Source organism: Pseudomonas sp., from assembly GCF_033723075.1.
GTDB lineage: Bacteria > Pseudomonadota > Gammaproteobacteria > Pseudomonadales > Pseudomonadaceae > Aquipseudomonas.
In genome coordinates this window covers 29,592-51,627 of record NZ_JAWVXU010000018.1, presented here as the reverse complement: position 1 = coordinate 51,627, position 22,036 = coordinate 29,592, and the positions used below count along the sequence as shown (strand labels likewise).

Annotated in this window: 17 protein-coding genes and 1 pseudogene; 6 read left to right on the top strand and 12 right to left on the bottom strand. The window is 61.5% G+C overall.

Annotated features, from left to right (window positions below; all coding sequences use genetic code 11):
• Positions 1-215 precede the first annotated feature (215 nt).
• From R3355_RS19215 to rplU, 5 genes are all read right to left on the bottom strand, one after another.
• Positions 216-680: a CreA family protein gene (locus tag R3355_RS19215; protein WP_318947444.1), complete on the bottom strand. Its 465-nt coding sequence runs from the start codon at positions 678-680 to the stop codon at positions 216-218.
• A 10-nt stretch (positions 681-690) separates the two neighbouring features.
• Entirely contained in the window at positions 691-1,809 is a 1,119-nt protein-coding gene (proB, locus tag R3355_RS19210) for a glutamate 5-kinase (RefSeq protein ID WP_318962646.1), read from the bottom strand.
• A gap of 115 nt (positions 1,810-1,924) precedes the next feature.
• On the bottom strand, positions 1,925-3,148 hold the full coding sequence (gene cgtA / locus R3355_RS19205; RefSeq protein WP_300655176.1) for an Obg family GTPase CgtA: 1,224 nt from the start codon (positions 3,146-3,148) through the stop codon (positions 1,925-1,927).
• Positions 3,149-3,461: 313 nt separating this feature from the next.
• On the bottom strand, positions 3,462-3,719 hold the full coding sequence (gene rpmA, locus R3355_RS19200; protein WP_003176049.1) for a 50S ribosomal protein L27: 258 nt from the start codon (positions 3,717-3,719) through the stop codon (positions 3,462-3,464).
• 39 nt (positions 3,720-3,758) lie between these two features.
• A complete protein-coding gene (gene rplU, locus R3355_RS19195; RefSeq protein ID WP_079203223.1) occupies positions 3,759-4,070 on the bottom strand; it encodes a 50S ribosomal protein L21 in 312 nt (103 codons plus the stop codon).
• A 246-nt stretch (positions 4,071-4,316) separates the two neighbouring features.
• Between rplU and R3355_RS19190 the strand changes: the two genes are divergently transcribed.
• Positions 4,317-5,285 (top strand): polyprenyl synthetase family protein, encoded by a 969-nt coding sequence (locus R3355_RS19190; protein WP_318962645.1) that lies wholly within the window; start codon positions 4,317-4,319, stop codon positions 5,283-5,285.
• A 402-nt stretch (positions 5,286-5,687) separates the two neighbouring features.
• Positions 5,688-5,915, top strand: a complete 228-nt coding sequence (locus R3355_RS19185) for a hypothetical protein (protein ID WP_318962644.1) — start codon at positions 5,688-5,690, stop codon at positions 5,913-5,915.
• 129 nt (positions 5,916-6,044) lie between these two features.
• Here R3355_RS19185 and R3355_RS19180 read toward each other — a convergent pair whose 3' ends face one another.
• From R3355_RS19180 to R3355_RS19155, 6 genes are all read right to left on the bottom strand, one after another.
• Positions 6,045-6,662 carry an FKBP-type peptidyl-prolyl cis-trans isomerase gene (locus R3355_RS19180; RefSeq protein ID WP_318950383.1) on the bottom strand — a complete coding sequence of 206 codons (618 nt, stop codon included), beginning with the start codon at positions 6,660-6,662 and terminating at the stop codon, positions 6,045-6,047.
• A 291-nt stretch (positions 6,663-6,953) separates the two neighbouring features.
• On the bottom strand, positions 6,954-7,253 hold the full coding sequence (locus tag R3355_RS19175) for a DUF6482 family protein (protein ID WP_318962643.1): 300 nt from the start codon (positions 7,251-7,253) through the stop codon (positions 6,954-6,956).
• 197 nt (positions 7,254-7,450) lie between these two features.
• A complete protein-coding gene (locus tag R3355_RS19170) occupies positions 7,451-7,948 on the bottom strand; it encodes a TIGR00645 family protein (RefSeq protein WP_318950379.1) in 498 nt (165 codons plus the stop codon).
• Between the two features lie 216 nt (positions 7,949-8,164).
• Entirely contained in the window at positions 8,165-8,506 is a 342-nt protein-coding gene (locus R3355_RS19165; protein WP_318950389.1) for a hypothetical protein, read from the bottom strand.
• Positions 8,507-9,027: 521 nt separating this feature from the next.
• A complete protein-coding gene (locus R3355_RS19160) occupies positions 9,028-11,493 on the bottom strand; it encodes a Lon protease family protein (RefSeq protein ID WP_318962642.1) in 2,466 nt (821 codons plus the stop codon).
• A 313-nt stretch (positions 11,494-11,806) separates the two neighbouring features.
• A complete protein-coding gene (locus R3355_RS19155) occupies positions 11,807-12,136 on the bottom strand; it encodes a TraR/DksA family transcriptional regulator (RefSeq protein ID WP_318950376.1) in 330 nt (109 codons plus the stop codon).
• A 282-nt stretch (positions 12,137-12,418) separates the two neighbouring features.
• Between R3355_RS19155 and R3355_RS19150 the strand changes: the two genes are divergently transcribed.
• Positions 12,419-13,639 carry an RtcB family protein gene (locus R3355_RS19150; RefSeq protein ID WP_318962641.1) on the top strand — a complete coding sequence of 407 codons (1,221 nt, stop codon included), beginning with the start codon at positions 12,419-12,421 and terminating at the stop codon, positions 13,637-13,639.
• Positions 13,640-13,749: 110 nt separating this feature from the next.
• Here R3355_RS19150 and ettA read toward each other — a convergent pair whose 3' ends face one another.
• Positions 13,750-15,417 carry an energy-dependent translational throttle protein EttA gene (ettA, locus tag R3355_RS19145; protein WP_318950372.1) on the bottom strand — a complete coding sequence of 556 codons (1,668 nt, stop codon included), beginning with the start codon at positions 15,415-15,417 and terminating at the stop codon, positions 13,750-13,752.
• Positions 15,418-15,738: 321 nt separating this feature from the next.
• Here ettA and R3355_RS19140 point away from each other — a divergent pair, with 321 nt between their 5' ends.
• The 3 genes and pseudogenes from R3355_RS19140 to R3355_RS19130 all read left to right on the top strand — a co-directional run bounded on the left by R3355_RS19140 (position 15,739) and on the right by R3355_RS19130 (position 21,924).
• Positions 15,739-19,986 (top strand): EAL domain-containing protein, encoded by a 4,248-nt coding sequence (locus R3355_RS19140; RefSeq protein ID WP_318962640.1) that lies wholly within the window; start codon positions 15,739-15,741, stop codon positions 19,984-19,986.
• A gap of 318 nt (positions 19,987-20,304) precedes the next feature.
• Positions 20,305-20,595 (top strand): annotated as a pseudogene (locus tag R3355_RS19135) (IS3 family transposase); the annotation flags it as partial.
• A gap of 615 nt (positions 20,596-21,210) precedes the next feature.
• Positions 21,211-21,924: a SapC family protein gene (locus tag R3355_RS19130; RefSeq protein WP_318962639.1), complete on the top strand. Its 714-nt coding sequence runs from the start codon at positions 21,211-21,213 to the stop codon at positions 21,922-21,924.
• The last annotated feature ends 112 nt before the right edge of the window (positions 21,925-22,036 follow it).

Here is a 22,036-nt window from a genome sequence, read left to right as displayed (position 1 = left end):
ATGGGCTCAGCGGCGCGGCACAAATCCTGGCGGGTTGTCGCTGCGCTCCGAAGCCGCCCTACCCGCAGGCAGCGCACCATAGCTTATCGGCGCGGCACAAATCCTGGCGGGCTGTCGCTGCGCTCCGAGGCTGCCCCACCCGCAGGCAGCGCACCATGGCTTATCGGCGCGACACGCATCCACCAAGGCGGCGCCGAATTGAGACATGAGCAGGCTCAGCGCTTTTCCGGCCAGGGCATGATCGGAATCGCGGTCACCGCATTCTGCGGGCTGCCTTCGATCACTCGATCGCTGTACACCAGATAGACCAGGGTGTTGCGCTTTTCATCGAAGAAACGCACCACCTGCATGGTCTTGAACACCAGCGAGGTGCGCTCGCGAAACACTTCTTCGCCCTCCTCCAGCTCATCCTTGAAACTGACCGGCCCGACCTGGCGACAGGCAATCGAAGCTTCGGCGCGGTCCTCGGCCAGGCCCAGACCACCTTTGACCCCACCGGTCTTGGCACGCGACAGGTAGCAGGTGACCCCCGCCACCTTGGGATCATCGAAGGCCTCGACCACGATCTTGTCGTTCGGCCCCATCCACTTGAACACCGTGGACACCTCACCTATCTGCTCGGCCGATGCACACATCGGCAGCACCAGCAGCGCTCCCAGCAATCCCTTCAGCATTTGCATCACTACATCCTCAGACCAGAATCAAATTATCTCGATGGATCAACTCGGGCTCATCGACGTAACCGAGCAACCTTTCGATGGCATCCGACGATTGACCGATGATCTTTTGCGCCTCGAGCGCACTGTAATTGGCCAGGCCACGGGCGATTTCACGCCCATCGGGATCGACACAGATCACCATTTCGCCACGCCGAAAACTACCCTGGAGCGCCTTGACCCCGACCGGCAACAGACTCTTGCGACCTGTTGCCAGGGCCCTGACCGCGCCCGCGTCCAGCACCAGGGTGCCACGAGTCTGCAGATGCCCGGCCAGCCATTGCTTGCGCGCCGCCAGCAAGCCGCGCTCGGGCGCCAGCAGCGTACCCAGGCGCTCACCAGCCCTGAGCCGCACCAGCACCTGCTCGATGGCGCCACCGACAATCACCGTATGAGCACCGGAGCGGGCCGCCAGTCGCGCCGCGCGCAGTTTGGTCTGCATGCCGCCACGCCCCAGCGCACCGCCCACGCCACTGGCCACGGCATCCAGCGCCGGATCGTCGGCGCGCGCCTCGTGGATCAGCTCGGCATCGGGATTATGCCGCGGATCGGCGTTATACATGCCATCGCGGTCGGTGAGGATCACCAGCAGATCGGCCTCGACCAGATTGGCCACCAGCGCCGCCAGGGTGTCGTTGTCACCGAAGCGGATCTCGTCGGTGACCACCGTATCGTTCTCGTTGATCACCGGAATCACATCCAGGTCGACCAGGGTGCGCAAGGTACTGCGCGCATTGAGGTAACGCTTGCGATCCGACAGGTCGTCATGGGTCAGGAGAATCTGCGCGGTGCGCCGCGCATGCTCACCGAAACTCGACTCCCAGGCCTGAATCAGCACCATCTGACCAATGGCAGCCGCCGCCTGCAGCTCATGCATGGCCTTCGGCCGCCCGCTCCAGCCGAGGCGACTCATGCCCGCCGCCACCGCACCGGAAGACACCAGCACCAGCTCCACGCCCTGCTCGCGCAACGCCACCATCTGCTTGACCCACACCGCCATGGCCGCACGATCCAGGCCACGCCCATCAGCGGTGAGCAACGCACTGCCGATCTTCACCACCCAGCGCCGCGCGCTGGTCACCTTGTCACGCATGATCATCCAACCTTAGCCAGAAACCGCCCAACGGAACGGAAGCCACTGCGCTCGCAGCCCCCAATCACTCGCTCAAGACAAGAACGCCGCAATTAAGCGGCGTTCAACAGGTTGCTTAATCCCGGACGTAAATGATTTCCGGGCCATCCTCATCATCTTCCTGATCCCAGAAGCTGTCATCTTCCTCGACATCGCCGACAGCCTTGACCCCGGTACGGCGCAACGCGCGCTTGTCGTCCAGCTTCTGCAACTGAGCGCGCGCCTCATCCTCGATGCGCGTATCCAGCTCGGCCAACTCGGCGGCAAACTCGGGATTCTCCTGAATCCGTTCGGCGCGAGCCTCGAGGAAATCCATGATGTCGTAGCACAGCTGATCGGTGCCCTCGCGCGCCAGGGCGGAAATCACATACACCGGACCCTGCCAGTCGATCCGCGCAACGATTTCGGCGACACGCGCCTCCTGCTCTTCGTCGAGAATCTGGTCGGCCTTGTTCAGCACCAGCCAGCGCTCGCGCTCGGCCAGGGAAGGACTGAACTTGGTCAGCTCGTCGACGATGGTGGCCGCCGACTCCGCCGGATCGGTCAGATCCAGTGGCGCCATGTCCACCAGGTGCAACAACAGACGGGTGCGCGCCAGGTGCTTGAGGAAGCGAATGCCCAGACCGGCACCATCCGAGGCACCCTCGATCAGCCCGGGAATGTCGGCAACGACGAAGCTCTTATAGCGATCGACACTGACCACACCCAGGTTTGGAATCAGGGTGGTGAACGGGTAATCGGCGACTTTTGGCTTGGCCGCGGACACCGAACGGATAAAGGTGCTCTTGCCGGCATTCGGCAAACCGAGCAGCCCGACATCGGCCAACACCTTCAATTCCAGCTTGAGGTCGCGCGCATCGCCCGGCTTGCCCGGCGTGGTCTGCCGCGGAGCCCGGTTGGTGCTGGACTTGAAGCGGGTGTTACCCAGACCATGCCAGCCACCCTGGGCGACCAGCAGGCGCTGACCGGCCCGAACCAGATCACCAATCACTTCCTGGGTACCCGCATCGATCACGGTGGTACCAATCGGCACCGGCAGGATCAGATCCTCACCCTTGGCTCCCGTGCAATCAGTGCTACCACCCTTGTCACCATTCGGCGCCTGGAAGCGGCGGGTATAGCGGTAGTCCACCAGGGTATTGAGGTTGGCAAAAGCCTCGATATAAATCGAGCCGCCATCACCACCATCGCCACCGTTGGGACCACCGTTCTCGATGAACTTCTCACGGCGGAAGCTCATCATGCCGTTACCACCATCACCGGCCTTTACAGAAATCGATACTTCATCGACGAATTTCATAGGTACGCCTCCCGCAATCAAGCGGGTTATCTAAGAACCGGCTCAACGTCTGCTGCGCATCGGCCCTGCTGCGTTAAAAACAGGCTCGGAATGCTCATTTACACCAGTAAACTCCGCTTCCTCGCCTGCTTTTGCCTTGCAGGACTCCAGCTCGCGAGACCTTGAACAGGTTCTAACGAGAAAACCAGGTTCTTGCAAAATTGACCTGCATTCAAATCGAATGCTATGCCCAGGACAGTTTGGCAAGAACCCCAAGAATACAGAAACAAAAAAGCCCCGTCGCAAGGACGGGGCTTTCCCAGCAGTCGCGCGATTAAGCGGCAACGACGCTCACGTAACGGCGGTTGAACGCGCCCTTTACTTCGAACTTGATCACGCCTTCGATTTTCGCGAAGAGAGTGTGATCCTTACCCATGCCGACGCCGTAACCGGCGTGGAACTGGGTGCCGCGCTGACGCACGATGATGTTGCCAGGAATGATTTTCTGGCCGCCATACATCTTCACGCCAAGGCGTTTGGCTTCTGAATCGCGACCGTTGCGGGTACTACCGCCAGCTTTTTTGTGTGCCATGAGTTCAATACTCCTATAGAGGGATTAGACCGAAACGAATCAGGCCTGAATACCGGTGATTTTGATCTCGGTGTACCACTGACGGTGGCCCTGACGCTTCATATGGTGCTTACGACGGCGGAACTTGATGATGGTGACCTTGTCGTGACGGCCTTGTGCAACGACCTCGGCCACAACCTTGGCACCTTCAACAACTGGAGCGCCGATTTGCACGTCGTCGCCGTTGCCGATCAACAACACGCGATCGAAAGTAATGGCCTCGCCAGTGGCGATTTCAAGCTTTTCGACCTTGAGGAATTCGCCTTCGGTGACCTTGTATTGCTTGCCACCAGTAACAATCACTGCGTACATGGTAAATCTCCGTTAATCCTGCTCACCCAGCGCTTTATAAAAATAGTTAGAGGCTGGCATGGCTGCTCGGGGCCGGATAAGACACCCGTGCAATTGCGTAAGTCAGGGAAATACCCAGGGGGAAGTTCAGGGTGCGCGATTGTACGCAAGCCACCGTCACGACGCAACACCCTCGACCACTTGCCTTGACAGCCCCTACCCTGCCCCATAGCATGCCGCGCAACCTTTGAGGAGCACGTGCCGCTGATGCAACCCCAGGCTTTCTACCATGTGGTGGCGGATGACTTCACCGCCGTCGACGGCATCATCCGTCAACAACTCGTCTCGCGCGTGCCGCTGGTGGGGAAGATCGGCGACTACATCATCTCCGCCGGAGGCAAACGCCTGCGCCCGCTGCTGGTACTGCTCAGCGGCAAGGCCCTGGGCCTGCAGGACGACAACCTGCGCTTGCTCGCCGCCACCATCGAGTTCCTGCATACCGCCACCCTGCTGCACGACGACGTGGTCGACATGTCCGACATGCGCCGCGGTCGCAGCACGGCCAATGCCCAGTGGGGCAACGCGCCCAGCGTGCTGGTTGGCGACTTCCTCTATTCGCGCTCCTTCGAGATGATGGTCGAGCTCGGCTCGATGCCGGTGATGAAGATCCTCTCCCGCGCCACCCGGGTCATCGCCGAAGGCGAAGTGCTGCAACTGTCGAAGATTCGCGACGCCAGCACCAGCGAAGCAACCTACATGGAAGTCATCCGCGGCAAGACCGCGATGCTGTTCGAGGCCTCGACCCACAGCGCGGCGGCCCTGGCCGGCGCCTCGGCCGAACAGACCGAAGCCCTGCGCACCTTTGGCGACAACCTCGGCGTAGCCTTCCAGCTGGTCGACGACCTGCTCGACTACCGCGGTGATGCCACCACCCTGGGCAAGAACGTCGGCGACGACCTGGCCGAGGGCAAGCCGACCCTGCCGCTGATCTATACCATGCGCGAAGGCACTGCCGAACAGGCCGCCCTGGTGCGCCAGGCGATCCAGAAAGGCGGCATCGAGGATCTGGAAAGCATCCGCAATGCCGTCGAAGCCGCAGGTGCCCTGGACTACACCGCCCAGCAAGCCCGCGACTACGCCGAACGCGCCATCGCCTGCCTGGACGCCCTGCCCGCCAGCGAATACCGCGATGCCCTGGTCGAACTGAGCCGCTTCGCCGTCGCCCGCACGCACTGAGGGCCTCAGGCAGCGAAAGGAGCCCGTCCACGTGACGGGCTTTTTGTTGGCGATGCACCAATTACGTGTTGCATAGGGCGCGCGGGGAAAAGTGACGTTGCTTGAGGCCCAATGGGTAGGGTGCGCCGTGCGCACCAAGAATCTGCAGCCGACGCTGGTACGCACAGCGCACCCTACGAAGTCAGAGCCCTTCACACTTACTGGCGCACACATAGCCTTTTAATGGAGCCAGGTTCTGACTATCTGCCGAGTCCTGACGCAAGGCAGACCAGCGCCCTCTTGCGGCGCTGCGCACGACCGGAACCGCACCCTGCACATGCTCCTTATCGTCTCGGCAAATTAATACTTGCTATATATGTAATAAGAATTATTCTCATCTAACCACTTGAAGGGAGATGAGTCATGACCTACTTGATCGATGCCTGGCTGGACCGGCCACAGCCTTACCTGCGCATTCTCAATCGCGACACCGGTGAAGTCTGCGCATTACTGGAAGAACAGGCACTGGATGAACTGCGCGATCAGGGCGACCTGGATTTGCATGAACTGAATTCCAGCGAGCCACTGGTGCTCAAGGAATTGGTGCGCAACCTGTTTCTCTACTGCTATGCGCGGGCGTTGCGCCCGTGATCTGCATCGGCAGAGAAACGTCGCGGGCATGGACTAGGCGTCCCCGCCGCTCCTACACCAGACACGCTGGTACTCCGTAGGAGCGGCGGGGGACGGTCCATGCCGCGAAGTTGAAACCGCCAGAAACGTTTAGAGAACGTCCAGCAGCTCGATGTCGAACACCAGCACGCTGTGCGGCGGGATGCTGCCAACACCTTGTTCGCCGTAAGCCAGCTCGCTCGGCACATAGAGGCGCCATTTGCTGCCGGCGTTCATCAGTTGCAGGGCCTCGGTCCAGCCGGCGATGACGCCGCCAACCGGAAACTCGGCTGGCTGGCCGCGCTCGTAGGAGCTGTCGAACACGCTGCCGTCGATCAGGGTGCCGTGGTAATGGGTACGCACGGTGTCTTCGTGGGACGGCTTGGCGCCTTCACCAGCAGCCAGCACTTCGTATTGCAGGCCGGAGGCCAGTACGGTGATGCCGTCGCGCTTGGCGTTTTCGGCGAGGAAAGCCAGGCCGGCCCCTGCCGCCGCTTCGGCCTTGGCCTGAGCTTCGGCCTGCATGATGTCGCGGATCACCTTGAAGCTGGCCGACAGCTCGGCCTCGCTGACGCGGCTCGGTTGACCGAGAAAGGCATCGGCCACACCGGCGATGATGGCTTCCAGGCTCACACCCGGCGGCGGATTGTCGCGCAGCTGACCGCCAAGTTGACGACCGATGCCATAGCTGACGCGGGTTTCGTCAGTGGAAAGATTGAGTTCGGACATGTAAAGGCTCCGCTGGGGCTGAAAAAGGGCGACCAGCCTAGCACAGCTGCGCCGGTCCCCCTACCGCTGCCACGCCCCGCGCGCATACCGCCTCCAGCCCAGAGCGGTGACAGGCCCAGCTGTCAGAGGTTGTGAAAATATCGAGCGCCCAAGGCGTAACCCGGATGCAATCCGGGAGCGGTATTTCAGGGCCAGACTTCCCCGGATTGCATCCGGGCTGCAAAAGAACGCTGCTCACCTGGCTTAAGCGAACAGCGTTGCCGCAGTAGGCGAGAGTTCTTTCACAAGCTCTCAGTGCGATGACTTCGACCCCGACGCTATCCCCGGCTCATCGGGCATGCCGCACATTTCGTCATGCACTTGCGCCTGCACCAGGTGGAACGACGGCAGTTGCGGCAAGGGCTGCAGCACCTCGCGGGCATGCTCCAGCGAGCGCAGATGGAGAATATGGCCGTGGCCATCTTCCAGCGTGAATGGCTGACCGCTCACGCGCGCTTCCAGCAGGTAATAGTTGCCCCCTTCGAGGGAAATGAGGTTCAACTCATCGACATGCCCGGCGCGGGCATGACTGGAAAGGTCATGCAGGTTCATAAGGCTACCTCGCGCTAACGACTCGTACAGACTCCATAAGAATATAGCCGCTGCAAAAGAGTCGGGAAGCACAAGGCAGCCTCCCCCATCCGCTTTATCAAGGCTGGGCAACGCATCAGCGGTTGTGAAAATATCGAGCGCCGTAGCGGCGCTGTCTCCAAGCGCCCAACACGTAGGCGAGAGTTTTTCACAACCGCTCAGTTCGCCTGGTATTTGGTCAGCTTATCCAGATACCCCATGGCGAAAGCCGAGCCGACGAAGGTCAGGTGGATGATCACGTACCACTTGAGGTGTTCAACCTCATAGTTCTTGGCATCCATGAACACCTTGAGCAGATGAATCGAGGAAATCGCCACTATCGAGGCCGCCACCTTCATCTTCAGCGAGCCGGAATCCATCTTGCCCAGCCAGCTGAGTTTTTCGGTGCCCTCGTTGATGTTCAACTGCGACACGAAGTTCTCATAACCCGAGAGCATCACCATCACCAGCAAGCCGCCGACCAGGGCCATGTCGATCAGCGACAGCAGGCGCAGGATCAAGTCCGCTTCGCTCATGGCGAAGATAGCCGGCAGGATGTGGTAGACCTCTTGAAAAAACTTGATCGACAGCGCTAGCACCGCCAACGACAGCCCGAAGTAAATTGGCGCCAGCAACCAGCGCGAGGCGTACATCGTATTCTCGATAAAGCGTTCCATGGAGTCTCGCAAGTGGCCAATGAAGCTGCTGGCGAGTATACCCAGCGCACCTCTTCAGACAAAGGCGCAAGACAGACAAAGGCGCAAGCAGGAACGCCGCGGTGCGCTTATCCCCAACAAGTGTGGATAACCTTGTGGACAGGCTCGGGATTAAAGCCGTCAAACCAGCTACGACCGGCCTTGCTGCAGGCTGCTCAAAAGACGATCAGACCGTGCTCAGCTATCCGGCTGAAACTGGAAATAGCCCTGGTGGCCGCAACGGTCGCCGTTCAAACGGCGCAACTCGGCCTGGATATGCAGGCGCCAGATCGGCAACTCGGTGCATTCGTCGTAGCCCTGAACCAGCAGGCTTTCGGCAATCCCGGCAAGTACCCCTTCAGCCACAACAGGCCCGCAGAACGGGCCTTGCGCCTTGATGGCAGAAGGTTGGGCGCCAGACAGGCCGGCGGCGCAGATCAATGTCCAGAGGCCCTTATCGCCGGCCAGTGGCAATACCACGCATTCGATACGGGTAATCAGACCCAGACATTGACGGGTGAGACAGAGGCTGCGCGGCATGGCGGCGACCCTCATGTGATCAGGCCTTCAGCCTACACCCGCACAGGCGGCTCAGGGAAGCCGCCAGTCAGCTCGGGCATCTGTGGATAACTGTGTGGATGAAATGCTCCAGCACCTGAGTCCAAGGTGGCGCCGAAGCCTCAGCCGATCCACCGGTTGCGCCCGCCACCGGCCTGGCAGCAGGCGGAAGGCAGGGACAGCAGATAGGTAAACTTCGAGCGCAATGCCGCAGCGGATCATGTGCCCTTGCGCAGGCAACCGTGGAAGGGGCTTCAGCCGCGATGCTTTCAGCACCTTCCAAGGCCAGTCGCGGCTAACAGGCCGTTTAAAAACGTAGGCGAGGCAGGCAAGACAAGGCAAAAACGGCCGAAAAAGCGCAGTTTACGTGTTGTAAATGAGCATTTTGAGGCTGTTTTTAACGCAGTATTGCCAACGCAGGTAGTTTTTCAACGGTCTGCCAAAGCCCCTGCCACAAAGCGGGCCAATACCCACCGCTAAAACGCAGCGCCGCTGGCGTTCTTTCACAAGTTCTCGGGCGCCGGCTTCTTCACTCGTGGTTTTTTCTCCTTGGGCAACGCCACCAGGACTTCGGCCTTCACCTCCTTGTCATCCTCGGCCATGCCGATTTCGGCGATCTCGCGCAGCCGCTCGACCACCCGCGCATTGACGCTGCCGGCCGGAAACTGACCTTCGGCATTTGGCGTGCCGGCATCTTCGCCGACCAGCAGGCTCAACGCCTCATCGACCTGGCGCACCGCATAGATATGGAACTTCCCGGCCCGCACCGCCTGCAGCACGCGCTCGTCGAGCATCAGGGTGGCAATGTTGGAATGCGGGATGATCGCGCCCTGTTCGCCAGTCAGGCCGCGGGCCTCGCACAGGCGGAAGAAGCCTTCGATCTTCTCGTTGGCGCCACCGACCGCCTGCACCTCACCGAACTGGTTGATCGACCCGGTGATGGCGAAACACTGCTTGAGTGGACGACGCGACAAGGCCGAGATCAGCGTGCACACCTCACCCAGCGAGGCGCTGTCGCCGTCGACATAGCCATAGGATTGCTCCAGGGCGATGCTCGCGGAAATCTCCAGGGGAAACTCCTGGGCGTAGCGGCTACCGAGGTAGCCGGTGAGGATCATCACGCCCTTGGAGTGGATCGGCTGGCCGAGGTTGACCTCGCGTTCGATGTCGACGATGCCCGAACCGCCGGGGTAGACGGTGGCGGAAATCCGCGCCGGCACGCCAAAGGCCGAGTCGCCGACTTCCAGTACGGTCAAACCGTTGCACTTGCCGACCGCGGCGCCGGCGGTGTCGATCAGGATGACTCCCGCCAGCATGTCGTCGATGATCCGCGCCGACACACGGCCGGTACGGGTCGCCTTGGCTTTCAGCGCGCGCTCGATATGGCCGACATCGGTGACCGCCTCATTGGCCAGCTGGCGGATGAAGTCGGCCTCGCTGACCAGCTGGAACAGGTCGCCGATCCGTGCCGAGAGGCGCCCCTGGTGCTCGGCCAGGCGGGCGCTGAAAGTCGCCAGGCGCGCCACCGCGGCGGCGGTCAGCGGCGCCATGCCTTCCTCCATGGTGCGGGTCTTCATCAACTGGGCAAACTGCTCCAGGCTCTCGTTGGCCAGGGGAATGTCCTCGTCGAAGTCGACCAGCACGCGGAACATTTCCTGGAAGTCCGGATCATGATCCTGCAACGCGTAATACAGCTGGCGCGCGCCAATGATGATGACCTTGACCTGCAAGGGAATGACCTGCGGATTGAGGGTCACGGTGGCAATACGGCCGAGGTCGCCGAGCGGCGACTCCATCTTCAGCTGGCGCGAATGCAGGGCGCGCTTGAGCGCATCCCAGACGAAGGGCTCGCCGAGCATCTTCTCCGCTTCGAGAATCAGGAAGCCGCCGTTGGCCCGGTGCAAGGCGCCGGGGCGCAGCTGCCGGTAACTGGTGTAGAGCGCGCCCTGGTCGGCGTTGTATTCGATACGGCCAAACAGGTTGTCGTAGGTCGGGTGCGACTCGAACACCACGGGCGCGCCGCCCTGAGCGTGATGGCCAACCACCAGACTCGGGCAGTACTGCTCCTCGAGCAGCTTGCGGGTCTGGGCATCGGCCTTTTCCACTTCGACCAACTGGTCGACCACGGTCTTCAGCAGGTTGACCTGCACGGCCTGCAGGTAGGCGCAAACACCGGCGTTTTCCGCGTACTTTTCCGATAGCGGCGCCAGCAGCGGCTGCAGTGCCACGGTGATGGTTTCTTCATTGAGCTGGCGCAGCTGATTGCTCGACTCGCGCTTCCACTGCGGCAGGCTGGCCAACTCTTCGTTGAGCCGCTCTTCCAGGGTCGAGATGTCGACGTGGAAGCGCTCGCGCTCGACTTCCGGCAACTGGGCGAACTCGGCCTCGTCCAGCGCCTTGCCCTCGAGCATCGGGGTGAAGGCGATATTGCTGCTGTCGCGGTACAGCGCCACGTTCTTTTCCAGGGACAGCTTCTCGATCACATCGAGCGCCTGGTCGTAGCGCTTGTTGAAGGCGCGATCGATGGCGCTCTTCTTCTGCTGATAGGACGGGTGCTCGAATACCGCCGGGAAGGTCGCCAGCAGGTTGTCGATCAGCAGGTTGATGTCGGCGATGAACGCCCCGGCACTCCCCGCCGGCAACTCCAGCGCACGCGGCTCGCGCGGCTCGTCGAAATGATTGACGTAGACGTGATCCGACGGGGTCGCCAGGCGCTTGGCTTCGGCCTTGAGGTAGCGTTTGACGAACGAAAAACGCCCGGTACCGGGCTCGCCCATGACGAATACGTTGTAACCGGGACGCGGCATCGCCACGCCGAACTGCAGGGCTTCGACCGCGCGCTCCTGGCCCAGCACACCGCGAAATGGTTCCAGGTCATCGGTGTTGGTGAAGTTGAACTGCTCGGGCGAGAACGGACGGGTGAGTGCTTCAGGTGCCAGCCGCAAATGGGCTGCAACGGAGTCGGGCATTGGTAATCCTTGAACGGGGGGCTGGTGAAATCATGGCCGCATCGGCCGCCATCCACAAGCCGTATGGTTGATCCCGGGCAAGCGAAAAGATGCCACCTTGCTCTAGGCTGGCGTGGTCATCCCAGCAACCCAAGCCATGAGCCGGTTTCAGGAAGTCGCCATGCGCCGGGCTCTCTCCGCCCTGCGACATGCCGGTGCGGCCGGTGTCCTGCAGCCCGGTGACGACGCGACTGGATCCGCCGCCAGGCAACTGCTGGCGGAAATCCCCCTCCCCTTGAATGGCTCGGGCGCGCCCGGCATTACCCCGCTGCGCTCAACCCGTGGCCACTCGATCGGCACAGGCCAGGCAATACTCGGTGGCCGGCAACACCTGCAATCGCGCCGGCTCGATCGGTTCGCCACAACGCAGGCAGTCGCCATAGGTGCCTTCGGCCAGCCTCAACTTGGCCATCCCCACTTGATGCATGCCCTTCTCGGCCTCGGCCAGCAAGGCTTCCAGCACCTCATCGTTTTGCCGCTGCAGGGCCTGTTCGGCAAAATCCGGCGAGTGACTGCGGGCCAAGTCCCGACTGATCGCACTGGCCCGCGCACTGTATTCGGCGAACAGGGCATCGAGTGCCACTTGGGGATCGAAAGCAGACATGGACATACTCCTCGGTGGTCAACGATAAAACAACGCGCGGGACGGCAGCGCCCAGCGGGGCACAAGGCAAGGCGTTGCAACTGCCGCCAGCCGGCCCACAAGGTGTTCAACGGTCTGTTAAGTGTGGACGCTGCCAGACAGTCTGCATAATCGCCGACGAAAACTTGTGCCAGGCGCCGGCGCCGCGCTGGTCACAGCAGACTCCGCCCGTTGGCCGGTGCGGCGAATGGGTGCATGCTGAATCAGCAACGCCAGCGCAGATGGGCAAGGTCCGCAACCACCATGAAACACACCTCACCGCAAATTCTCCAGGCCGCCAATGGCACGCCGATCAAGCTCTGGACCCAGGGCGTACCGGTCGAAGCCCAGGCCCGCCAGCAACTGCTCGAGACGGCGCAACTGCCGTTCATCTTCAAGCACCTGGCGGTGATGCCGGACGTACACCTGGGCAAGGGCTCGACCATCGGCAGCGTGATCCCCACCATCGGCGCCATCATCCCGGCCGCCGTGGGCGTGGACATCGGCTGCGGCATGATCGCCGTGCGCACCTCGTTGCGCTCCACCGACCTGCCGGACAACCTGCACGGCCTGCGCAGCGCCATCGAACAGGCCGTGCCCCATGGCAAGACCTTTGGCCGGCACGACCAGGGCGCCTGGGAGCGCGTGCCGGGTGCCGCGGACCAGGCCTGGAAGGCGCTGGCCGGGCGCTTCAAGGCGATCACCGACAAGTATCCGCGCCTGGAAAAGACCAACAACCGCGTTCACCTGGGCACCCTGGGCGGCGGCAACCATTTCATCGAGGTCTGCCTGGACGAGCATGAGCAGCTGTGGTTCATGCTGCACAGCGGCTCGCGCGGGGTGGGCAACGCCATCGGCACCTTGTTCATCGAAGTGGCCCAGGCCGACATGCGCCAGCACCTGGCCAACCTGCCGAACAAGGACCTGGCCTACTTCGAGGAGGGCAGCTGCCACTTCGCCGACTACGTGGAGGCGGTCGGCTGGGCCCAGGACTTCGCCCGGCAGAACCGCGCGCTGATGATGCGGGCGGTGATCGACGCAGCGCAGCGGGCGCTCGGCACACCCTTCGAGGCCAGCCTGGAGGCGGTGGATTGCCACCACAACTACGTGCAGCGCGAACAGCACTTCGGCCGGGAGGTGCTGGTCACCCGCAAGGGCGCGTTATCGGCGCGGCAAGGCGAACTGGGCATCATCCCCGGCTCCATGGGCGCCAAGAGCTTCATCGTCCGCGGCCTGGGCAACTCGCAGGCGTTCAACTCCTGCAGCCACGGCGCCGGGCGGATCATGAGCCGTACCCAGGCCAAGCGGAGCTTCACGGTCGCGGATCAGGTGCGCGCCACGGCTCATGTCGAATGCCGCAAGGACAAGGCGGTGATCGACGAAATCCCCATGGCCTACAAGGACATCGACGCGGTGATGCAGGCCCAGAGCGACCTGGTGGAAGTCGTGCATACCCTGCGCCAGGTGGTCTGCGTCAAGGGCTGAGCCAAAGCATCGCGCCGGGGCCGGGCTACAAGATCAGCCGACACCGCGTGGCAACCATCGAACAAAAAAACGGAGCCCGAGGGCTCCGTTGCATGTCACCAGCGTGGCACTTACTGCGCCAGTTTCTTGTGGCGCACGCGGTGTGGCTGGGAGGCGGCATCGCCGAGGCGTTTCTTGCGGTCGGCCTCGTACTCGGTGTAGTTGCCCTCGAAGAACTCGATGTGCGAGTCGTCCTCGTACGCCAGGATGTGGGTGGCGACACGATCAAGGAACCAGCGATCGTGGGAGATGACGATGGCCGCGCCGGGGAAGTCGAGCAGCGCTTCCTCCAGCGAACGCAGGGTTTCCACGTCGAGGTCGTTGGACGGTTCGTCGAGCAGCAGGACGTTAGCGCCTTCCTTGAGGGTCAGGGCCAGGTGCAGGCGGCCACGCTCACCACCGGACAGATCCTTGACGAACTTCTGCTGGTCGCCGCCCTTGAAGTTGAAGCGGCCAACGTAGGTGCGTGACGGAATCTCGTAGTTGCCGATGCGGATCTGGTCGGAGCCGTTGGAAATCATCTCGAACACCGACTTGCTGCCGTCGAGGTCGTCGCGGCTCTGGTCGACGCAGGCCAGCTGCACGGTGTCGCCGATCTCGATGCTGCCGCCATCCGGTTGTTCCTTGCCCATGAGCATGCGGAACAGGGTCGATTTGCCGGCGCCGTTGCCACCGATCACCCCGACTATGGCGCCCTTGGGCATGCTGAACGACAGGTTGTCGATCAGCGCACGGTCGCCATAACCCTTGCTGACGTTGACGAAGTCGATGACTTTGTCACCCAGGCGCGGGCCGGCCGGAATATAGATCTCGTTGGTTTCGCTGCGCTTCTGGAATTCCTGCGACTGCAGCTCCTCGAAACGCTGCAGACGGGCCTTGGATTTCGACTGGCGGGCCTTGGCGCCTTTGCGCACCCACTCCAGCTCCTCTTTCATGGCCTTCTCGTGGGCCGACTGCTGCTTGGACTCCTGGGCCAGGCGGTTGGACTTGGCTTCCAGCCAGCCGGAGTAGTTGCCCTCGTAGGGAATGCCGGCACCGCGGTCGAGCTCGAGAATCCAGCCGGCGACGTTATCCAGGAAGTACCGGTCGTGGGTGATTGCCACCACGGTACCGGGGAAGTCGTGGAGGAAGTGCTCCAGCCAGGCGACGGAATCGGCGTCCAGGTGGTTGGTCGGCTCGTCCAGCAGGAGCATGTCCGGCGCCGACAGCAGCAGGCGGCACAGCGCCACGCGGCGCTTCTCGCCGCCGGACAATACGGCGACCTTGGCATCCCAGGCCGGCAGGCGCAGGGCATCGGCGGCGACTTCCAGCTGGCGCTCGAGGTTGTGGCCGTCGCTGGCTTGCAGGATGGCTTCGAGCTTGGCCTGTTCGGCGGCCAGCTTGTCGAAGTCGGCATCCGGCTCGGCGTAGGCAGCGTAAACCTGATCGAGGCGCGCCTGGGCGTCCTTGATCACACTGACGGCTTCTTCGACCACTTCGCGCACGGTCTTGTTCGGATCGAGCTGCGGTTCCTGGGGCAGGTAGCCGACGTTCAGCTCGGGCATCGGCCGGGCTTCGCCGTCGAACTCGCTGTCGAGGCCGGCCATGATTTTCAACAGGGTGGATTTGCCCGAACCATTGAGGCCGAGCACGCCAATCTTGGCGCCAGGGAAAAACGACAGGGAAATGTTCTTGAGGATTTCCCGCTTCGGCGGCACTACTTTGCTCAGCCGGTGCATGGTGTAGACGTATTGGGCCATGAATAACCTTGGTTCTAAGACAGAAAACTGGGAAATGGCAGCGGGTCGCATGACAAGCGCAGGGTCATGGGTGACGGCGCCTGCCAGGCGGTAAACGGCTGCACCAGATGCCATCCGGTGTGTCGAAATCGCCTGCTACAACTCCCGCGCGCGTGCGGCAAAGCTACCGGAATGCGCCGTACAGGGCAAACGACGCTCGTCGGCGACACTGGCACTTCGCCACGGATATGGCATGCTAGCGCCCCCCGCGCGCGCGCCTGTTTGAAGAAGACATGGGTACGCCCTGCGCTCATCGAGCTGTAATTGCAGGATCGTCATCAAGTGCCAAGCCACACCCGCCCATCGTTACCACATGCTCCAGGCGAACCGTCAACGCCCCCTTGGCGTGGTTCAACCAGAGGTGCATTGGTCGCACTGGTGCTGGGCATACTGGCGTTGCTGCTGTGGCAACTGCAGGTGGAGTCGCGGCAGTTGCTCGACAGCCAGCGCCAGCTCAACCATGAATTCAGCGCGCAACTGGCCAATCACCTCAGCCTGAGCATGGAGCTGAAGGCCCAGGCCGGCGTGGCGATGCTGCAACAAAACACCTCGACGCCAGGCCCAGGCGAGCTCGACGAGAACCTGCTGCGCAGCCTGCAAGGGGTCTTTTCCAGCCTGCACAGCCTGGCCTGGCTTGGCCCGCGTGGCGATATCCTGGCGGACAGCCAACCCCAGACGGATGACGGCCATTACCTGCCCGGCCTGATCCAGCGCAGCAACGGCTCGGCTTATCACTATGCGGCCAGCGCCAGCGACGAGAACCTGATCTACCTGCTGCTGCGGCAGAACCAGGACAACAACCCGAGCGGTTACTGGGTCCTGCGCCTGACCACCGAGGCATTGCGCAACTGGCTGTATCAACACCACCAGAGTCGCTATGGCTGGCAGCTGGAAGACCACCAGGCACAACGCACGCTTGCCAGCCAGCAGGGCGACTCTGCCACCGACGACTCGAGTGCTGCGCCGATCAGCGCTACCGATCTGCAACAGAACATCCTCCTGACCCCGCTCAAGGGCAGCGACTGGCAACTGCGTGCCCTGTTCGACGAGCGCAGTGCGCGCGCCCAACTGCTACCCGGGCTGACCAGCAAGCTCCTGCTGTTCGCGCTCTGTTCCGTACTGACCCTGCTCGCCCTGTATCGCCTGCTGCGCGAACAGCGCAGCCTGCACGAACTCAACGCGGCTTCGCGGCGCTCGCTGCACCAGGCGGCCAGTGCGCTGGGGACCATCGAGGAACGCGTGCTGGTCACCGACAGCAATGGCCAACTGAGCTACCTCAACCCCCAGGCCGAGGAGTTGTTCGGCTTAAGCAGCAAAAACGCCCACAACTGGCACCTGCTACAACTGCTGCCCCAGCTCGATCCGCAGCTGCTGCACGACAGCAGCGCACACAACGACCTTGACACCGACCTGGTGGAAATCAGGCAGGACGGCATGATCCGCCTGTTCGATATAAGCCGCAGCGAACTCGGCGAACCGGCCAGGCGCCTGGGCTTCGTCTGGGTGCTGCGCGACGTCACCGAGCAACAGCATGCCACCCAGGTCTTGCAGGAAACTCGTCGGCGCTACCAGGACATCTTCGAAGGCACCGGTACTGCACTCTGCGTACTGGATCTGGCCGCGCTGCCGGAGTACCTGCACCAGCAACAAATCCATGACGGCGCAAGCCTGAGGTTCTGGCTGCTCGCCCATCCGCAGCGGCATGGCGAACTGCTGCAGCTGATGCGCTTCACCGAGACCAATCAGGTGGCCCTGCATCTGCTCGGCGTCGACTCTGCCGAGCAGGCCTGGCAGCACCTGATCGACAGCGGCCCGCTGCGCCCCGAGGGCTTTCGCGTGCAGCTGCTCAGCGCCCTGCTCGAAGGCCACGGCCTGCTCGAGCTGGAGAGCCGGATCAGCACCCCGCAAGGCCACGAACGTCACCTGTGGCTGGTGCTGCGCCTGCCGGACAGCGCGCAGGAACTGAATGCGGTAACCCTGAGCATCAGCGACATCACCGCGCGCAAACGCATCGAGCTGTCACTGATCGAGCGCGAGCGCTTCTGGTCGGATGTAGTGCGCGCGGTGCCGGACACCCTCTACGTGCATGATCTGCCGAACAAGCGCGTACTGTTCAGCAACCATCACCTGGGTTTGCAGCTGGGTTACAGCACGATCGAGCTGAAAACCATGGGCGAGCGCTTCTGGGAGCACATCCTGCACCCGGACGACAGCGACTATTACTGGCGCATCCGCAACCTGCAGCAGGTGATCGGCGATGGCGTCCTGCTCGAGTCACAACTGCGCTGGCGCCACCGCAACGGTAGCTGGCGCTGGTTCAGCATCCGCGAGCAGGCCCTGGCCCGCGACACCCGCGGCCGGGTCAGCCGCCTGATCGGGGTGGCCAAGGACATCACCGAGCAGATCGAAAGCAGCGAATCGCTGCGCAACAGCGAGCAGCGTTACCGGCTGCTGGCGGAGAGCACCAGCGATGTGATCTTCTCCACCGACAACAGTCTGCACCTCAACTACGTCAGCCCCTCGGTGGAAGCGGTGCTCGGCCATCAACCGCAATGGTTCCTGACCAACAACTTCCACAACCTGGCCGCCAACCCGCAGCAACTGGCCGGCCTGTCGATCTTGCTCGCCCGGGTTCGCGGCGCGCTCGGCAGCCCCCAACGCATGATCGAGTTGCGCGAGCAGTTCCAGCCGCAACTGTTCATCTTCGACTGCCTGCGCGCCGATGGACGGAAAATTCCGGTCGAGTTGCGTCTGGTACCGATGTGGGATGAGAACAGTCATTTCGAAGGCCTGCTCGGCGTGGGCCGCGACATCAGCCAGCAGCGCCGCTCGGAAAAAGACCTGCGCATGGCCGCCACGGTATTCGAGCACTCCACCGCGGCGATCCTGGTCACCGACCCGGCCGGCTACATCGTCCAGGTCAACAAGGCCTTCAGTCGGGTCAGCGGTTACTCCTCGGCCCAGGTCCTCGACCAGCTGCCGGGCATGCTCACCGCCGACCGCCAGCAAGCCAGTCACCTGCACTACGTTCTCAACCAGCTCAATCAGCGCGGCAGCTGGGAAGGCGAAATCTGGCTCAAGCGCCGCGACGGCGAAAGTTTCCCGGCCTGGGTCGGGATCACCGCCGTACAGGACGAAGAAGGCGACCTGGTCAGCTACGTGTGCTTCTTCAGCGACATCAGCGAACGCAAGGCCAGCGAACAGCGCATCCATCGACTGGCCTATTACGACGCCCTGACCCTGCTGCCCAACCGCACGCTGTTCCAGGATCGCCTGCACACCGCCCTGCAACATGGTGAACGGCATCAGGAATGGGTGGCGCTGATGTTCCTCGATCTCGACCGCTTCAAGCCGATCAACGACTCCCTGGGCCACGCCGCTGGCGACCGCATGCTCAAGGACGTCGCCGTGCGCCTGGAAGCCTGCGTCGACAGCGACGACACCGTGGCGCGCATGGGCGGCGACGAGTTCACCCTGCTGCTGCAGTCGTGCGTCACGCGCGAGGGCGCGCTGAACCGGGCGATCCATGTCGCCGAACAGATCCTCGCCAGCCTGGCCCGGCCGTTCGTACTCGAAGGTCGCGAATTCTTCGTCACCGCCAGCATCGGCATCGCTCTCAGTCCGCAGGATGGCAACGAACTCAGCCAGTTGATGAAGAACGCCGACACGGCGATGTACCACGCCAAGGAGCATGGCAAGAACAACTTCCAGTTCTATCAGGCGGACATGAACGCCAGCGCCCTGGAACGCCTGGAGCTGGAACGTGATCTGCGCCACGCCCTCGAACAGCAGGAGTTCATCCTTTATTACCAGCCGCAGTTCTCCGGCAACGGCCAACGCCTGACCGGCGTCGAAGCCCTGCTGCGCTGGCAGCATCCGGTGCGCGGCCTGGTGCCACCGGATGACTTTATCCCGGTGCTGGAAGAGCTTGGCCTGGTGGTGCAGGTCGGCGACTGGGTCCTGGCCGAGTCCTGCCGCCAGCTGAAGAGCTGGCACGCGGCGAAGATCCGCGTGCCGAAAATCTCGGTCAACCTGTCGGCCCGGCAGTTCACCGAAGGCGCACTGGCGCAGCGCATCGCCGCGATTCTCGAAGACAGCGGTGTCGCCGCAGCCTGCGTGGAGCTGGAACTGACCGAAAGCATCCTGATGCAGGATGTGGCGAGCGCCCTGCGCACCCTCAACGACCTGAAGAGTCTTGGCCTGTGCATCGCGATCGACGACTTCGGCACCGGCTACTCGTCGCTCAACTACCTCAAGCAGTTTCCCATCGACGTGCTGAAGATCGACCGCAGCTTCGTCGACGGCCTGCCGCAAGGCGAACAGGACGCGCAGATCGCCCGCGCCATCATCGCCATGGCCCATAGCCTGAACCTTTCGGTAATCGCCGAAGGCGTGGAGACCCAGGCGCAACTGGACTTCCTGCGCACCCACGATTGCGACGAAGTCCAGGGCTACCTGCTCGGCCGGCCCATGCCCGCCAACCAGTTCGCCGCCCAGTTCAGCGGCGCCGCGCTGTTTATGCTCAGCTAGCCGTAGCGCACTGTGTGGGAGGACCGCTAGATACTCAATATCATGAGGTAGACCGCTGGATCGGGCCGCGTAGGTTAGCGGCGTCTGACCGTAGGCTGGGTTAGCGGCGCATACCGCGCACTTGCTAACGCCCTGATTACCGGGCGCCGCGTAACCCAACACAGCGCCGGCAAGCGTAATGCACAAAGCAATGATTCATTACCAAAACCATGTTGGGTTACGCAGTGCCAGCGACCGGTGGATTGTCTGAATACATCGTTCCACTGCTAACCCACGCACTACGAAACGCGGATTGCTCAATATAATTGGTCGCTGGGTCAAGGGTCGCAGTATGCGAGCCGTTTATTTCGACCGCGGCTGTGGCGTTATCAAATGTGTCAGAGCATGAGTCACCGGGAAAATTGCGGGGACACCGCCGACGGAGCATGTGTTCCGCAGCGTGAGAATCGCCCCGAATGGGTACCGGCCCTAGGTTACAGAACTACCCAAGAAGCCCTGCGTGATATCAGCCATTATTTAATGTATCGGTACAATTGGACTCGCCCCCACCAATTCAACGGCGAGCTGACCCCAGTTCAATCCGAGAAAAAACTTAACGTCGCGACCTGAATTAGTTGACCACTACAATAGCGAGCAACTAATAAGGCAGGGGTATTAATACCAAGGAAAGTGCGACCCACGAGACACACTAGACCAACAAAAGAATATATATATTTCTACTGGACAAAAGCGCGCATTGGTAAGGATGCCGATACAGACCTGGTGCACAACTTGGTGGGTGCCGCCACCAATGTGGCAGGCGTTTCCCTGCATGACATAGGAACCACGTGGCCGGAGATTCTGGATACACCGGTATCCATAAGCGGCCTGAACAAGAAGATTGGGAACTACAAAAGCTCGGCCGCCCAGCTTTATTGGTCGAGTGAAATACGATATCGACTGCAACAGGAGTAGTCTCTATTCGGACTATCACAATCGACCGGGGGCTTGAAAATTGGCGCCAACTTATGACTTATGTGACGCCTGACGATTGGCGTCAACTTATGCTCTACATGACGACTGAGGATTGGCGCCAGCTTTTGATTTATACAAAGTAATGTGTCGACTACTCTCGCAACTCTGGAATATTTAGCCATCTGATTAATCATTACCTGTCTTTTAGTACTTTTAGCGACTATAAGGATGTGGCCTAGCAATCAGAAGCCCAATAATTGAGAGACCACAATGCCTGAACTTTTGTTTTATCAGCGCCCTACGGTCCTGAATAAAGATACGCACAAGGCCATGCGCTTTTCTCCGGTAAAGGACTTCGGCTTCACCAGTAACGTGAATTCTGTCCCTCTCCTGGCCATCGAGTTTTTTGAGTCAAGTCGCGATCTTCCAGTGCTGTTCAGCCAGGATCAGGAGGGGTCGTTTTTTCCGATTGTCTTGCTCTCACTGAAGAATCAAGGGCACGAGCAAGTCGACGAAAGCGGCCGATGGCTGGGCAACTATACGCCAGCCTTCATTCGTCGTTATCCGTTCGTGCTGAGCGGCGACAAGAATGTCTGCTTTGACGCTGACTATGCCGGGCTGGCAGATGCTGAAGGCGAAGGCGAACTGCTGTTTGCCGATGACGGTACCTATACAGACACCTTGGGCAAGATCATCGAATTTGTGACCAACTTCGATGCGGAGCACCTGCGTACCCGCGAGTTCTGTCAGGCGGCAACCGAACAGGATGTATTCAAGCCTTTCATCTTGCAGGTGATAACGGCAGACAAAAAGCCATTGCGCCTGGATGGGCTCTTTGTAATAGATGAAAGCAAGCTTATGGCGCTGGAGGACGAGGTTGTCACCAACTGGTTCCGTAAAGGCTACCTTGCCTGGGCTTATGCCCACCTGCATTCCCTCGGCGCTTTGCAACGCTTGAGCGAGCAACTCAATACCCGCTCCTGATCATCCAAAAACCGTCTCACGGTAGCTGGATGACTATCTATACCCGCCTGACGGTACCCGCCTCGGCTTTGCCGAATGACGTTGTTTCATCATCATTAATAGATTGGGCCGA